This is a genomic window from Mycobacterium sp. NPDC003323 (assembly GCF_053589535.1).
On the sequence record NZ_JBSFSB010000005.1, the window covers coordinates 76,911 to 91,744 of the forward strand.

Below are 14,834 nucleotides of genomic sequence, written 5' to 3' on the forward strand. Positions count from 1 at the left end.
ATGGAGTGGATCGGCAATATCGGCCTCTATGCCATCCCCGCGTTCCTGCTGCTGCTGAGCATCGAGTTCCTCGGCGACTGGCTCGAACGCCGCCGTGACCGCAGGGCCGGCCGAGCGCCGGAAGACCGTGCACGCGTTGGGTTCTCGGGTCGCGACACGTTCGCCAGCCTCGGCGTCTACGGCTTGGGCCGGTTCGCCAACCTGGTCGAGGATTTCATCCAGCTTCCCATCGTGCTGCTCGCCGCGGCACTGGCCCCGATCGCACTGTCACCGACGCAGTGGTGGGTCTGGGTGCTCGCGATCGTCGGCGCCGACCTGGCCTACTACGCCCAGCACCGCATGCAACACCGCGTCCGGTTGTTCTGGGCGGCGCACAGTGTTCATCACAGCAGCCAGCATTTCAACATGTCGACGGCGGTGCGACTGCCGTGGCTGATCCCCGGCCGCTTCCTGACCGCGGTGGTCTACGTGCCGTTGGCGCTGGTCGGCGTGCCCGCCTGGATGATCTTCCTGTCTCAGGCGATCGTCTTGCTCTACCAGTATCCGCTGCACACCGAGCGCATCGGAAAGCTGCACCCGGCAATCGAATTCGTCTTCAACACACCGTCGCACCACCGGGTGCACCACGGCTCCAACAATCCCTATCTGGACAAGAACTACGCGGGCATCCTGATCATCTGGGACCGGATGTTCGACAGCTACGCCGACGAGGTCGAACCGGTGCGCTACGGGCTGACCCACAACATCGACACCTACAACCCGATCAAGGTGAACTTCCACGAGTTCATCGCGATGATGCGCGATGTCTGGCATGCCCGGACCTGGCGTGGCCGGATCGGTTATCTGCTGCGACCGCCGGGCTGGGCCGAGACCGCGCCGTTCGTCGAGAACCCGCCCGCACCGGTGAAAGTGCCGTCGGAGGCAGACAACTCCCATAGTGTTGGCGCATGAGGTTCGACGAGTACCGCAGATATGACGCAACCGGGCTGGCGAAACTGGTGGCCGACAAGGACATAACGGCCGCCGAGCTGCTGGAGCTGGCCACCGCGCGGGCCGCGGCGGTGAACCCGCGCATCAACGCGATCGTGCGCGACGTGCCGGCCACCCCGAGCGCCGATCTGACCGGACCGTTCGCCGGCGTGCCGTTCCTCATCAAGGATCTCGGCCAGGACTACGCCGGCCTGCCGAGCTCCAACGGTTCGCGGTCGCTACAGCACATCCCGGTCGCTGAACACGCCACCATCGTGGCGCGCTGGCTCGACGCCGGCCTGGTCATCTTCGGCAAGACCAACCTGCCCGAGTTCGGCGCCAAGGGTGTCTCCGAACCGCAGCTGTGGGGCCCGGCGCGCAACCCGTGGAACACCGACCACACACCCGGTGGATCCTCGGGCGGCTCGGCCGCCGCCGTCGCGGCCGGCATCGTGCCGTGCGCGGGTGCCAACGACGGCGGTGGTTCGATCCGCATCCCGGCCGCCTGCTGCGGGCTCGTCGGTCTCAAACCGGGCCGCGGTCTGACCCCGATGGGACCGGCCAGCGGCGAGGCGATGCACGGCTCTGCCGTGCAGGGCGTCGTGTCGCGCACGGTGCGCGACACCGCGGCGATGCTCGACGTCATCGCCGGTGGTGAACCGTTCGGCCCCTACTCGCCGGCGCCGGCCGCTGCGTCCTACGCCTCCGCCGTCGGCCAGGACCCGGGCACGCTGCGCATCGGGGTGCGGGTGCCCTCGGCGATCACCCCAACACCGCACCGCGAGGCCTTTGCCGCCGTCGAAAAGACCGTGCAGACGCTGACCGATCTCGGCCATCATGTCGAGGAGTTGCCGGAGGCCCCCTTCGACGATGCCGAGCTGGCGCGCGACTTCCTGCTCACCTGGTTCGTCTACCTGGCGTGGGAGGTCGATGAGGCCAAACGCCTGTCCGGCGCCGGCGATGACGCCTTCGAGCGTGACACCCTGATCATGGCCGCGCTGGGTCGCGCGACCAGCAGTGTGGCCTATGTCGACGCCGTGCAGCGCCGCCACGAACACACCCGCCGGCTGAGCACCTTCTTCGAGAGCTACGACCTGCTGCTGACGCCGACGTTGGCCACCCCGCCGCCACGGATCGGCGAGTTCGACCTGCCCGCGGCAATGCAACGCGGCGCCGACGTGCTGCTCAAGACACGCACCGCAAAACTGTTGCGCTACACCGGGATCGTCGACGATATGGTCGACAAGAATCTGGGCTGGGTACCCTACACGCAGTTGGCCAACCTGACCGGGCGCCCGGCGATCACACTGCCGCTGCACTGGACCGCCGACGGGTTGCCGCTCGGGGTGCAGTTCGTGGCACCGCTGGCCGGCGAGTCGCTGCTGCTGAGGCTGGCCGCCCAGCTCGAGGCGGCGCTGCCGTGGGCCGACCGGGTGGCGCCGCTCTAGGTGAGCGCTTCGGCGCGCACCTGCTCGCCCGGTGTCCCACCGGCGATGGCCGGCACCCGGGTGGCCCGCACATACACGGTGTCCCCGGCCTGCAACCCGAGCGCTTCGGCATCACCGCGGGTGATCTGCGCGGTGAAGGGGGTGCCGTTGACCGCGCTGGTCAGTTCCACCCGCACCTCGAAGCCCAGCGTCACGATCCGGTCGATGGTGGCCTTGGTGACCCCGGTGGACTCCGCCGTGCCGTCGCCGGCAGCGATGGCCAGGTCCGGGTTACGGCCGACGCGGATGTCGTGCGGGCGCACCAGGATTCCGTTGAGCAGCGACACCGTGCCCAGGAAAGACATCACGAACGGGTTGGCCGGTGCGTCGTACACCTCGGTCGGTGAACCGACCTGCTCGATGCGGCCCTTGTTGAGCACCGCGATCCGGTCGGCGACATCGAGCGCCTCGGCCTGATCGTGGGTGACCAGCACCGTGGTGACGTGCACATCGTCGTGCAGGCGGCGCAGCCAGGCCCGCAGATCCTCGCGGACCTTGGCGTCCAGGGCGCCGAACGGCTCGTCGAGCAGCAGCACCTCAGGATCGACCGCCAGCGCACGAGCCAACGCCATGCGCTGGCGCTGCCCGCCGGAAAGCTGGGCCGGATACCGGTTCTGGAACCCGGCCAGGCCGACGACCTCGAGCAGGTTGTCGACCTTTTCCTTGATCTCGTTCTTCGGCCGCTTGCGGATCGACAGCCCGAAGGCCACGTTGTCGCGCACCGAGAGGTGCTTGAACGCGGCGTAATGCTGGAAGACGAAACCGATGCCGCGCTTCTGCGGTGGCACCCCGGTCACGTCTCGGCCGTTGATGGTGATGGACCCGGTGTCGGGCTGGTCGAGACCCGCGATGGCGCGCAGCAGTGTCGACTTACCCGAGCCGCTGGGCCCCAACAGGGCGGTCAGCGAGCCCTTGGGCACCACGAAATCGATGTTGTCCAGCGCCGCGAAGTCACCGTAGTGCTTGTTCGCGCCCTTCACCGTGATAGCGGTCTCGCTCATCGGATCGGTCTCCTTCAGTCCTGAGTCTTGACGCGCGAACGTTGGGCGTCAAACAAAATCTGTGCCACCAGCACGATGAGCGCGACGGCCATCAACACCACCGAGATGGTGTAGGCGCCGTAGGAGTTGCCCAACGTGTAGCGGTCGTGCACCAGCAGGGTCAGAGTCTGCGACTGGCCCGGCAGGTTGGACGACACCATCAGCACCGCACCGAACTCGCCGAGGGTGCGGGCCACGGTGAGCACCACCCCGTAGGTCAGTCCCCACCGGATCGAGGGCAACGTGATGCGCCAGAACGTCTGCCACCAGTTGGCGCCGAGGGTGGCCGCGGCCTCCTCCTGATCGGTGCCCACCTCGTGCAACACCGGCTCGACCTCCCGGATGACGAACGGGATGGTGACGAACAGACTGGCCAGCACGATGCCGGGGAAGCCGAAGATGATCTTGAATCCCCAGCTGTTCTCCACGAAACCGAACAGGCCGGCGCTGCCCCACAGCACGATCAGCGCCACACCGATGACCACCGGCGATACCGCGAACGGCAGGTCGATGGCCGCCTGCAGCGCGTTCTTGCCGCGAAACTTGCGCCGGGCCAACACGATGGCCGTGGGCACCCCGAAGATGACGTTCAGCGGCACCACGATGGCCACCACCAACAGTGACAACGACAGCGCCGACTGCGCGGCCGGGGTGGAGATCGACGCGAAGAACTCCCCGACGCCCGGTGCCAGCGCCCGCCACAGGATGGCCCCGAGTGGGACCACGAGCAGCGCGAAGATGTAGAGCGACGCGGTGAGCCGCAGGATGAGTTTGGTGGGCCGGGACAGGATCATCGCGCCGATTCCTCCCGCTTGGCCGCCCGCGCTCCGAAATAGCGCAGGATGAACAGCACCACGAAAGAGATCAGCAGCAGCACGATCGAGATGGCGGCCGCGCCGACACGATCGTCGTTCTCGATCAGGGTGCGGATCCACTGCGAAGACACCTCGGTCTCGCCGGGGATCGCACCGCCGATCAGCACGATGGAGCCGAACTCACCGATGGCGCGCGAGAACGCCAGGCCGGCGCCGGAAAGCAGCGACGGCGCCAGCGCGGGCAGGATCACCCGGAAGAAGATGGTGGCGTTGTTGGCCCCCAGCGATGCCGCGGCCTCCTCGACCTCGCGGTCGAGTTCGAGCAGCACCGGTTGCACGGCGCGGACCACGAACGGCAGCGTCACAAAGGCCAGCGCCAGGGCCACACCCCACGCGGTGTGCTGGATGTGGATGCCGACCGGGCTGCCCGGGCCGTAGAGCGACAGCAACACCAAACTGGCCACGATGGTCGGCAGCGCGAACGGGAGGTCGATGATGGCGTCGACCACCCGCTTGAGCGGGAAGTCGTCGCGCACCAACACCCAGGCGATCAGCAGACCGAAGACGACGTTGACCAGCGTCACGCCGACCGAGATGACCAACGTGACCCGGAAGGACGCCAGCGCCGACGGCGAGGACACCGCCGACCAGAACGCTTCCCAGCCGCCCTCGGCCGAGGTCAACAGGATGGCGGCCAGCGGCAGGAGCACGATCAGCGACAGCCACAGCACCGCCACCCCGACCTGCAGGGTGGCGCCGTTGGGACGGGTGGGCAATCGCCGTGCGGCGGCGTCGGGATCGGTGTCTACGCGTTGGGTCACCCGGTGGCCTGCTTGTAGATCTTGGTGATCTCACCGTTGTCCTTGTCGAACAGCTGCGGATCGACCTCCGACCAGCCGCCCAGATCGGTGATGCTCCACAGCTTCTCCGGTGCCGGAAACTTGTCGGCGAACTCCTCGGCGACCGCCGGGTCAGACGGGCGGAAGCCGGCCTCGGCCCACACCTTCTGCGCCTCCGGTGTGTACTGGAAATTGACGAACTCGGTGGCCTTTTCCAGGTGCTTGCTGGTGTTGACGACGGCGACCGGATTCTCGATCTTGAAGGTCTGCGGCGGGTTCACGTGCTCCAGGTTGTAGTGCAGCGCTTCGTTCTCATAGGCCAGCAGCACGTCACCGGTGCCCTGCCGGAACACGTCGGTGGCCTCGCGACCGGATCCGGGACGCAGCTTGACGTGCTGGCTGACCAGTTCCTGGACATAGGCGATGCCCGCCGCGTGGTCCTGGCCGCCGTTGCTCTTGACGGCGTACGGCGCCAGCAGATTCCACTTGGCCGCGCCGGAGCTCAGCGGGCTGGGCGTGATGACCTCGATACCGGGCTTGAGCAGATCGTCCCAGTCGCGGATGTTCTTCGGGTTGCCCTCTCGGACGGCGAAGGTCACCACCGAACCGAACGGCAGCCCCTTCTGCGCGCCGGCGTTCCAGTCCTCGTCGACCAGTCCGGCCTTGACCAACCGGGTGATGTCGGGCTCGACGGAGAAGTTCACGATGTCGGCGGGCTTGCCGGATTCGACGCCGCGGGACTGATCACCCGAGGCGCCGTAGGAGGCGGTGACACCGACGCCCTTGCCCTCTTCGGTCTCGGCGAACACCGGGGCGACCTTCGACCAGCCCGGCTCCGGAACCGCGAATGCCACCAACGTCAGCGTGGTGTCGGCGTCGGCTCCGCCAGCCTCGCCGGCGACATCGCTCGCGCCACCGCCGCAGGCCGCAACGAGAGTGGTCGAGAGCGCGAGCGCGGTGAGTGCGCTCCAACGTTTGGTGGAAGTGAGCATGCTGCGCATTGATGGCCTTTCCGGGGCGGGTACAGGGGTCAGGGGTCCCGTACGTACGGAAAGGTGATGGATCGGTGCGCGACGCGATCAGTTGCCGCTACCAACGCCAAACCGCAGACGGGTGTGGAGTCAGCGACAACAACAGACATCGGCAACGGCGGAAAAACCCACGGCAATGAGGGCCAGGATGTGGCCGCTCTTGTTGCCAGACGCCGCGTGCATGGCCGGAACATTATCAGAACCAGCGCATATCTCCCGGAGCCGATGCCGGAGGCTACCTGGTCAGCCACCACATCACGATGACCAGAATGATGAGCGCCACCAGCGCCAGCGTCACCCGGGAGCGCGGCATCCGGTTCACGACTGGTCCTGCTCTTCGTGGCGGGCGCGGCGCAGCACCTTGATCCCGTTGCCCAGTGCACCGTCGAGCAGCACCGCGATGCCATAGGCCAGCAGCAGGACGACGGGCATCACGATCGCCGTCTGTGCGACGAACCCGAGGCCCGACAGCCACAGCTCGACACCGTCCCACCAGCTCAGGAAATCGCCCATGCACCTCACACTAGTGCCACGATGGACGGGTGCCCCCAGCCCAGCAGGGTGTGAACTCGACCGGATGCGCCATCGTGGGCGGCGGCCCGGCCGGGATGATGCTGGCGTTGATCCTGGCCAGGGCGGGCGTGTCCGTCACGGTATTGGAGAAACACCCCGATTTCCTGCGTGACTTCCGGGGTGACACCGTGCACGCCAGCACCCTGGGTCTGCTCGACGAGCTCGGACTCGGTGAGCAGTTCGCCGCGATCCCGCACCGGTTGATCGAGTCGCTGCGGCTGGCGGTGCAGGGAATGCCGATCGAGATCGACCTGCGCCGGCTACCGGGGCAGCACAAACACATCGCCCTGGTGCCGCAGTGGGATTTCCTGGAACTGCTCGCCGGCGCGGCGGAGCAGGAGCCGACCTTCACCCTGCTGCGCAGCAGTGAGGTGCTGGGGCCGCTGCGGACCGGGTCGGCGGTGACCGGCGTCCGTTATCGCGATGCCGAGGGCGCCGTCCGCGAGTTGCACGCACCGCTGACGGTGGCCTGCGACGGCCGCGGTTCGACCCTGCGGACGGCGATGGGGTTGACGCCCACGAGTTTCGGCGCACCGATGGACGTCTGGTGGTTCCGGTTGCCGCGCACCGAATCCGACCCGGCGGGCCTGGCCGGGGCGCTGGGAGCCGGCCATGTGGTGGCAATGATCGACCGCGGCGACTACTACCAGTGCGCGTTCGTCATTCCCAAGGGTTCCGATGACCGACTGCGCGCCGAGGGAATCGAGTCGCTGCACCGGCGCGTCACCGCGGTGGTGCCCTGGGTCGCCGACCGGATCGAGTCGGTGACATCGTTCGATGACGTCAAATTGCTGGACGTGCAACTGAATCGGCCGCCACGCTGGTACACCGACGGACTGCTGTTCATCGGTGACGCAGCTCACGCGATGTCGCCGGTGGGCGGGGTCGGGATCAACCTCGCGGTGGCCGATGCGGTCGCCGCGGCGCGCCTGCTCGCCGCGCCGCTGCGGACCGCGAGCGTGTCCACCCGGCACCTCCGGCGCGTACAGGTCCGCCGGTGGCTGCCGACGGTCATGGTGCAGGGCGTGCAGAAGACCGTGCACAACCGGGTGATCGCCGTCGCGGTCGCCGATGACGCCCCGGTGCCACCGCCGGCGGCGGTGCGATTCGTCAGCCGGATTGCCCTGCTGCGCAGCGTCATCGGCTACGGCGTCGCGATCGGCCCGCTACCCGAGCATGTGCCGGCCTTCGCGCGACGCTGACACCGTGGCCGACGCGCGTCGTCGTGAACTAGACGTGTGCGGATTCTGGACCCATTATGGGCGGCATGGTTCTCGAACACTCCGACCAGATCTCGACGCCGACGCCGTTCACCGCGACGGCGCCGATCGCCAGCGCGGGCGTGGGGAACCTGCGAAACCCGTTCCCGCCCATTGCGGATTACGCGTTCCTGTCCGACTGTGAGAACACCTGCCTGGTGTCCTCGGCCGGATCGGTGGAATGGTTGTGCGTCCCGCGGCCGGATTCCCCAAGTGTGTTCGGCGCCATCCTCGACCGTGGCGCGGGCCACTTCCGACTGAGCCCCTACGGCGTCTCGGTGCCCTCGGCGCGCCGCTACCTGCCGGGCAGCCTGATCATGGAGACCACCTGGCAGACCCACACGGGGTGGATGATCGTGCGCGAGGCGCTGGTGATGGGTCCCTGGCACGACACCGAGACCCGCTCGCGCACCCACCGGCGCACCCCCACCGACTGGGATGCCGAACACATCCTGTTGCGCACGGTGCGCTGCGTCAGCGGTGTGGTCGAGCTCGTGATGAATTGTGAGCCCTCCTTCGACTACGGCCGCAGCCCGGCCACCTGGGAGTACTCGTCGGCGGCCTATGGCGAGGCGATCGCCCGCGCGCAGAAGGATCCCGAGGCCAACCCCACCCTGCGCCTGACCACCAACCTGCGCATCGGGTTGGAAGGTCACGAGGCACGCGCGCGCACCCGACTGACCGAGGGTGATCAGGTGTTCGTCGCGCTGAGCTGGTCCAAGCATCCCGCGCCGCAGACCTATGAGGAAGCCGCGGACAAGATGTGGAAGACCAGCGAATCGTGGCGCCAGTGGATCAACGTCGGAGACTTCCCGGACCACCCGTGGCGGGCCTACCTGCAGCGCAGCGCGCTGACGCTGAAGGGCCTGGTGTACTCGCCGACCGGCGCTCTGCTGGCCGCCAGCACCACCTCACTGCCCGAAACACCGCAGGGCGAACGCAACTGGGACTACCGGTATTCGTGGATACGTGATTCGACGTTCGCGCTGTGGGGTCTGTACACCCTTGGCCTGGACCGGGAGGCCGACGACTTCTTCTCGTTCATCGCCGACGTCTCGGGTGCCACCAACGGCGAACGCCATCCGCTGCAGGTGATGTACGGCGTCGGCGGCGAACGCAGCCTGGTCGAGGAGGAGTTGCACCACCTTTCCGGCTACGACAATGCCCGGCCCGTGCGCATCGGCAACGGCGCCTTCAACCAGATGCAGCACGACATCTGGGGCACGATGCTCGACTCGGTGTACCTGCACGCGAAATCGCGTGAGCAGATTCCCGAGGCGCTGTGGCCGGTGCTGAAGAACCAGGTCGAGGAGACCATCAAACACTGGAAGCAGCCTGACCGTGGGATCTGGGAGGTGCGCGGTGAGCCGCAGCACTTCACCTCCAGCAAGATCATGTGCTGGGTGGCCATGGACCGCGGATCCAAGCTCGCCGAACTGCAGGGTGAGAAGTCCTACGCCCAGCAGTGGCGCGAGATTGCCGAGGAGATCAAGGCCGACATCCTGGCCCACGGTGTCGACTCGCGCGGCGTGCTGACCCAGCGTTACGGCGACGACGCGCTGGACGCCTCGCTGCTGCTGGCCGTGCTCACCCGCTTCCTGCCGTCGGATGACCCGCGGATCCGCGCCACCGTGATGGCCATCGCCGAGGAACTGACCGAGGACGGGCTGGTGCTGCGGTACCGGACCGAGGAGACCGACGACGGGCTCTCCGGTGAGGAGGGCACCTTCACCATCTGTTCGTTCTGGCTGGTGTCCGCACTCGTGGAGATCGGCGAGGTCGGCAAGGCCAAGCGGTTGTGCGAGCGGTTGCTGTCGTTCGCCAGCCCGCTACACCTGTACGCCGAGGAGATCGAGCCGCGCACCGGCCGGCACCTGGGTAACTTCCCGCAGGCTTTCACCCATCTGGCGCTCATCAACGCGGTCGTGCACGTGATCCGCGCCGAGGAGGAGGCCGACAGCACCGGCACGTTCCAGCCCGCCAACGCACCCATGTGAGCGGTCGGCCGTCGCGTCCCCTAGAACGGAGGTGGGTTGGCTTCGTAGTGGGCGCGGTTGCGGGCGCGTTCGTGGGCTATCCGGTAGGCACGGTTCTGCGCGCGGGTGCGGCGGCGTCGGGGAGCGGCCCGCTCGCGGTGCGTACTCGGTGGCGGAAGGGTGACCGGGTCCAGTTGGGCCGTGGGAACCGCGAATTGGGGGAAGAACAGCGTGCCTTCGGGTTTGGTGGTGTACACCCGGCCGTTGGGGGCGGTGAAGGTGATGGTGCCGTCGGGATGCTGCCGATCATGCCAATCGTGGAATGTTTTGATCAGATGATGAATTCGACAGTACAACTTGGTGTTCGACGGATGGGTGGACCCGTAGGGCCACGGAGTCGTGTGGTCGACATCGCACCGCTGGATCGGGATATTGCAGCCCGGCCAGCGGCAGATCAGGTCGCGGCAGCCGACGAAATCGGTCAGCGTGCGTGAGGGGCGATAGCCGCATTCGGTACCCAGCTCGGCCGGGTCGGCGACGGGCCGGATGACGGCATACGGCAGCAAGTCACGGAGCTGTTCGGCGGTGATCGGGCCGTAGCCGGGGATCAGTGCCGGACGCGGTGTCTTCGGGGCCGGAGGTGCAACCGGTTCGTCGGTCTGGGCGGTCGCGCCCTCGACGGTTTCCTGCCCGGCGATCACATGGATCACGAACTGGCCGGTCGGCACCTCGTTGCCGGCGGCCGGGCAGTCCTCGCGCCCGCACAGGCACGCGATGCTGCCGGCACCCAGGGCATCGACGGCGTCGGCGCGCCGCTCGGCATGGGTGCGCGGATCATCGGGACAGGTAGTCCGCGCCAGCGCATCCAACGCCTGATCGAACACCGCGCCCTTGGCGGCATCCACCACACCATGGATCTCGACCAGGCCGTCCCCGACCGGTTCGACGCTGATCCCACGACGGCGGCGGGCTTCCCGCGCCCGGCGCACCGCCTCGGGATCTACATCGAGGACCATCCAGTCGATGCGTTCGGCGATGCGATCATCCGACAGCGAGTTCCAGCTCGGCGCGGCCGAAGCCAGTTGGGCGTCAAGGACAGCCATGATGTCCGGATCGGTGATCAGCGCGGTGCGGTGCAAGATCACCCGCAACACCCGCAGATCCACCAGGCCCTGGGCGAAGACCTCACAGAACTCCGGCAGCCGGGTGATCAGGTCACGACCCTGAGTGATCAACGTGCGCGCCCGGCCCCGACTGATACCCAACTCCGCGCCCAATTCGGCAGCGGCCAGTTCCCAGTCATCGACAATCATGTCCTCGAAGGCGTGGCCCAACTCAGCCATCCGCGCCGATGCGAACCGGCCGGCCGCGAGGATCTTGCCCGCCACCGCTGCGCGTTCGGCGCGCAGCAGATCGCGCGCGGCGTCCAGGTGGGCGACCACCCCACCCGGTGTTTCGAACGTTTGTTCGACCATGACACGAACATTACTGCGCACCACCGACAAGTGTCGCTCGCCGACTAGGGCGACAGGGTCAATCCCGGCGCCGCGCGAGCATCCAGGCCTGTCCCCCGCCTTCTTCGGCAGCGATGATGTCGAGTTCGGCGAACGCTGCGCGCAGTTCCCTCGGCTCGGCCCGGAACCGGCCCGCGGCGGCACCCACCTCGCTGAGCACGCAGACGGCCAACAGGCCACCCGGCTTGAGCCGGGCGATCATATCCGCATAGCGGAAAGGATCACGAAAATTGTGACACAGCAACACATCTACCGGACCTCCGGGCGGGAGCCCGGCATCGAGGTCGTGAACTGCGAAACGGATCTCGACACCACAGCCCTCGGCCAGCGCCCGGGCCCGCCCGATGGCCACGGCAGATACGTCCACACCGTGCACATCGAGCCCACGGCGGGCCAGCCAGACCGCGGCTTCGCCGCTGCCGCAGGCGATCTCCAGTGCGGTGCCGGTGCGCGGGAAGTTGTCCTCATGAGCGCCGAACACCGCGGGCAGCATGGGCGCGGACGCCGCGTCACGATCGGCGTACGCCGCGTCCCAGCGTTGGCGATCCTGCGCGCTCATCGTGTCATGTTGTCCGACAACTACTTTCCGGCGTTCTCCACCATCTGCGCGGCGATATCGGCCGCCTCGTCGCCAGCGCCGTAGCTGCATGCCCACGCCTCGACGGTCACATTGGAGACGAACGACAGCGCGTGCTGGCACTCCCAGCCCTCGGCATCGTCCTGCACGGTCACCTGGGTGAGCACGGTGTCGGTGACCGTCACATCCTCGATCTGCCAGGTGTAGGTGTCCAGACCGTCGTCGATGCCGATCGACGTCCCGGCGCAGTTCTCCCACATCGACTGCGAGTCCTCGAAGAACCGCTGGGCGTCAGCGGCGGACGGGTAGAGCACCGCGGTCTGCTCCACCCAGTGCTCGTTGTCCTCGTCGGGTTCGCGGGAGACCTGGTCGCGCACTGCGGTGTATCCGCTGTCGCCGTAGACCGGCTGCTCGGCACCGAAGATCGCGCCGAGGCATTCCGGATCGGACACGTCACCGGAGTGGTCGACCATCTGATCGAGCTCACCGGTGATCTCCATCGTGGACGAACCCATGATGTCGTTGATATCGCCGATGGACAGCAACACATCGTCGAGTTGGGTTTCCCGCAACGGCGGCACATCCAGCGGCGCGGCATCCGGGTCGCGGACCGCCTGGCCGCTGACGGTGCTGCTGCAGCCGGTCAGCAGCGCGCAGCCGATCGCCACCGCGACGAGTGCATGGCGGGCATACCGCGCGCGCGGCGATACTGCGGCACTGTTCACCGCGTCATTGTGACCGATGCCGCGCCCGGAGTCACTTCTTGGGTTTGTCCCCCGCCGCGTCGGTCGACAGCGCCGCCACGAAGGCTTCCTGCGGCACGTCGACGCGGCCGATGGTCTTCATCCGCTTCTTGCCCTCTTTCTGCTTCTCCAGCAGCTTGCGCTTACGGGTGATGTCACCGCCGTAGCACTTGGACAGCACGTCCTTGCGGATGGCCCGGATATTTTCGCGGGCAATGATTCTCGAACCGATGGCGGCCTGCACCGGAACCTCGAACTGCTGGCGCGGGATGAGTTCCTTGAGCTTGGTCGTCATCTTGTTGCCGTAGGCGCTGGCCCCGTCCTTGTGCACGATCGCACTGAACGCGTCGACGGCCTCCCCCTGCAGCAGGATGTCCACCTTCACCAGATCGGCCTCCTGCTCGCCGGCCTCCTCGTAGTCCAGGCTGGCGTAGCCGCGGGTGCGCGACTTCAGTGAATCGAAGAAGTCGAAGATGATCTCGCCCAGCGGCATGGTGTAGCGCATCTCGACGCGCTCCGGCGACAGATAGTCCATACCGCCGAGTTCGCCGCGCCGGGACTGGCACAGCTCCATGATGCTGCCGATGAACTCGCTGGGGGCGATCACCGTCGTCTTGACCACCGGCTCGTAGACGGCGCGGACCTTGCCCTCGGGCCAGATGGACGGGTTGGTGACGATCAGTTCGGTGTTGTCCTCCTTGACCACCCGGTACACCACGTTGGGCGAGGTGGAGATGAGGTCCAGATTGAACTCGCGCTCGAGCCGCTCGCGGGTGATCTCCATGTGCAGCAGCCCGAGGAAGCCGCAACGGAAGCCGAAGCCCAGCGCCACCGAGGTCTCCGGCTCGTAGGTCAACGCGGCATCGTTGAGCTGCAGCTTGTCCAGCGCTTCACGCAGGTTCGGGTAGTCCGAACCGTCCACCGGGTACAGCCCGGAGTACACCATCGGCTTGGGTTCGCGGTATCCGGTCAGCGCTTCGGTGGCGCCCTTGCGGGCGGTGGTGACGGTGTCACCGACCTTGGACTGCCGCACATCCTTCACCCCGGTGATGAGGTAACCCACCTCGCCCACGCCGAGGCCGTCGGAGGCCTTGGGTTCCGGCGACACGATGCCGACCTCGAGCAGTTCGTGGGTGGCGCCGGTGGACATCATCGCGATGCGTTCGCGCGGGGTGATCTTGCCGTCGACGACGCGGACGTAGGTGACCACGCCGCGGTAGATGTCATAGACGGAGTCGAAGATCATCGCCCGCGTCGGGGCATCGGGATCACCCACCGGCGCCGGGATCAACCGGACCACCTCGTCGAGCAGCTCGGTGACACCGGCACCGGTCTTGCCCGACACCCGCAGCACATCGGACGGCTCGCAGCCGATTATGTGCGCGATCTCGGCGGCGTAGCGATCCGGGTCGGCGGCCGGCAGGTCGATCTTGTTGAGCACCGGGATGATGGTCAGGTCGCGGTCCAGCGCCAGGTACAGGTTGGCCAGCGTCTGCGCCTCGATGCCCTGGGCGGCGTCGACCAGCAGCACCGCCCCCTCACAGGCCTCCAGTGCGCGGGACACCTCGTAGGTGAAGTCGACGTGGCCTGGCGTGTCGATCAGGTGCAGCACGAACTCTTCGCCGTTCACCTCCCACGGCAGGCGCACGTTCTGCGCCTTGATGGTGATCCCGCGCTCCCGCTCGATGTCCATCCGGTCCAGGTACTGGGCGCGCATGGAACGGTCGTCGACGACGCCGGTGAGCTGCAACATCCGGTCGGCCAGCGTCGATTTGCCGTGGTCGATGTGAGCGATGATGCAGAAGTTCCGAATCTGCGCCGGCGCGGTGAACGTCTTGTCGGCGAAACTGCTAATTGGGATGCTCCTGGTCCTGGCGTGATCGTGTTGTCCCAGGGTATCGACTGTTGCCGCGGTGGACACAATCGACCGCGCCGGGTTGTCAGACGTCGCGCGTCTGACCCGCGGTACGACACGTGGCCGACGTTAAGGTGGTCAGACCCGACGCACCCG

14 protein-coding genes are annotated in these 14,834 nt (G+C 67.2%); 4 read left to right on the top strand and 10 right to left on the bottom strand.

The genetic code is table 11. From position 1 onward, the window contains the following. Both ACWDUN_RS14435 and ACWDUN_RS14440 read left to right on the top strand, forming a co-directional pair. Complete coding sequence (locus ACWDUN_RS14435; RefSeq protein WP_449929690.1) at positions 1-951, top strand: sterol desaturase family protein; 951 nt, start codon at positions 1-3, stop codon at positions 949-951. After that, complete coding sequence (locus ACWDUN_RS14440) at positions 948-2,417, top strand: amidase (protein WP_449929692.1); 1,470 nt, start codon at positions 948-950, stop codon at positions 2,415-2,417. Before ACWDUN_RS14435 ends, ACWDUN_RS14440 begins: the two co-directional genes overlap by 4 nt. On the opposite strand, the gene ACWDUN_RS14445 is transcribed toward ACWDUN_RS14440, so the two are convergent. From ACWDUN_RS14445 to ACWDUN_RS14470, 6 genes are all read right to left on the bottom strand, one after another. Beyond that, positions 2,414-3,457 carry a sulfate/molybdate ABC transporter ATP-binding protein gene (locus tag ACWDUN_RS14445; RefSeq protein ID WP_449929694.1) on the bottom strand — a complete coding sequence of 348 codons (1,044 nt, stop codon included), beginning with the start codon at positions 3,455-3,457 and terminating at the stop codon, positions 2,414-2,416. The two genes, ACWDUN_RS14440 and ACWDUN_RS14445, sit on opposite strands and share 4 nt — an antisense overlap. A gap of 14 nt (positions 3,458-3,471) precedes the next feature. Next, positions 3,472-4,290, bottom strand: coding sequence for a sulfate ABC transporter permease subunit CysW (gene cysW / locus ACWDUN_RS14450; RefSeq protein ID WP_449929696.1), 819 nt, complete (start codon positions 4,288-4,290; stop codon positions 3,472-3,474). Next, on the bottom strand, positions 4,287-5,087 hold the full coding sequence (gene cysT / locus ACWDUN_RS14455) for a sulfate ABC transporter permease subunit CysT (RefSeq protein ID WP_449930165.1): 801 nt from the start codon (positions 5,085-5,087) through the stop codon (positions 4,287-4,289). Before cysT ends, cysW begins: the two co-directional genes overlap by 4 nt. 41 nt (positions 5,088-5,128) lie before the next feature. Further along, entirely contained in the window at positions 5,129-6,151 is a 1,023-nt protein-coding gene (locus tag ACWDUN_RS14460) for a sulfate ABC transporter substrate-binding protein (RefSeq protein WP_449929698.1), read from the bottom strand. Between the two features lie 120 nt (positions 6,152-6,271). After that, positions 6,272-6,364 (bottom strand): Ms4533A family Cys-rich leader peptide, encoded by a 93-nt coding sequence (locus ACWDUN_RS14465; protein ID WP_449929700.1) that lies wholly within the window; start codon positions 6,362-6,364, stop codon positions 6,272-6,274. Positions 6,365-6,499: 135 nt separating this feature from the next. After that, complete coding sequence (locus tag ACWDUN_RS14470) at positions 6,500-6,694, bottom strand: hypothetical protein (RefSeq protein WP_449929702.1); 195 nt, start codon at positions 6,692-6,694, stop codon at positions 6,500-6,502. A gap of 95 nt (positions 6,695-6,789) precedes the next feature. Between ACWDUN_RS14470 and ACWDUN_RS14475 the strand changes: the two genes are divergently transcribed. Together ACWDUN_RS14475 and ACWDUN_RS14480 are read left to right on the top strand one after the other, a co-directional pair. Next, positions 6,790-7,956 (top strand): FAD-dependent oxidoreductase, encoded by a 1,167-nt coding sequence (locus tag ACWDUN_RS14475; RefSeq protein ID WP_449930167.1) that lies wholly within the window; start codon positions 6,790-6,792, stop codon positions 7,954-7,956. Between the two features lie 65 nt (positions 7,957-8,021). Beyond that, the gene (locus tag ACWDUN_RS14480; RefSeq protein ID WP_449929704.1) at positions 8,022-10,010 is read left to right on the top strand and encodes a glycoside hydrolase family 15 protein; all 1,989 of its coding nucleotides are present in this window, start codon (positions 8,022-8,024) and stop codon (positions 10,008-10,010) included. Between the two features lie 20 nt (positions 10,011-10,030). On the opposite strand, the gene ACWDUN_RS14485 is transcribed toward ACWDUN_RS14480, so the two are convergent. From ACWDUN_RS14485 to lepA, 4 genes are read right to left on the bottom strand one after another with little or no spacing between them, the layout of a single operon-like run. Continuing rightward, positions 10,031-11,464, bottom strand: a complete 1,434-nt coding sequence (locus ACWDUN_RS14485; protein WP_449929706.1) for a DUF222 domain-containing protein — start codon at positions 11,462-11,464, stop codon at positions 10,031-10,033. Positions 11,465-11,522: 58 nt separating this feature from the next. After that, entirely contained in the window at positions 11,523-12,062 is a 540-nt protein-coding gene (locus ACWDUN_RS14490) for a class I SAM-dependent methyltransferase (RefSeq protein ID WP_449929708.1), read from the bottom strand. A 20-nt stretch (positions 12,063-12,082) separates the two neighbouring features. Beyond that, positions 12,083-12,805, bottom strand: coding sequence for a sensor domain-containing protein (locus ACWDUN_RS14495; RefSeq protein WP_449929710.1), 723 nt, complete (start codon positions 12,803-12,805; stop codon positions 12,083-12,085). A gap of 31 nt (positions 12,806-12,836) precedes the next feature. Continuing rightward, the gene (lepA, locus tag ACWDUN_RS14500; protein WP_449929712.1) at positions 12,837-14,744 is read right to left on the bottom strand and encodes a translation elongation factor 4; all 1,908 of its coding nucleotides are present in this window, start codon (positions 14,742-14,744) and stop codon (positions 12,837-12,839) included. Positions 14,745-14,834 lie beyond the last annotated feature (90 nt).

Coding starts and splice junctions, on each gene's coding strand:
- ACWDUN_RS14490 (WP_449929708.1), bottom strand. CDS start 12,062: ATGAGCGCGCAGGATCGCCAACGCTGGGACGCGGCGTACGCCGATCGT.
- ACWDUN_RS14435 (WP_449929690.1), top strand. CDS start 1: ATGGAGTGGATCGGCAATATCGGCCTCTATGCCATCCCCGCGTTCCTG.
- cysW (WP_449929696.1), bottom strand. CDS start 4,290: ATGATCCTGTCCCGGCCCACCAAACTCATCCTGCGGCTCACCGCGTCG.
- ACWDUN_RS14445 (WP_449929694.1), bottom strand. CDS start 3,457: ATGAGCGAGACCGCTATCACGGTGAAGGGCGCGAACAAGCACTACGGT.
- ACWDUN_RS14470 (WP_449929702.1), bottom strand. CDS start 6,694: ATGGGCGATTTCCTGAGCTGGTGGGACGGTGTCGAGCTGTGGCTGTCG.
- ACWDUN_RS14475 (WP_449930167.1), top strand. CDS start 6,790: ATGATGCTGGCGTTGATCCTGGCCAGGGCGGGCGTGTCCGTCACGGTA.
- ACWDUN_RS14465 (WP_449929700.1), bottom strand. CDS start 6,364: ATGCACGCGGCGTCTGGCAACAAGAGCGGCCACATCCTGGCCCTCATT.
- ACWDUN_RS14485 (WP_449929706.1), bottom strand. CDS start 11,464: ATGGTCGAACAAACGTTCGAAACACCGGGTGGGGTGGTCGCCCACCTG.
- ACWDUN_RS14480 (WP_449929704.1), top strand. CDS start 8,022: ATGGTTCTCGAACACTCCGACCAGATCTCGACGCCGACGCCGTTCACC.
- ACWDUN_RS14460 (WP_449929698.1), bottom strand. CDS start 6,151: ATGCGCAGCATGCTCACTTCCACCAAACGTTGGAGCGCACTCACCGCG.
- ACWDUN_RS14440 (WP_449929692.1), top strand. CDS start 948: ATGAGGTTCGACGAGTACCGCAGATATGACGCAACCGGGCTGGCGAAA.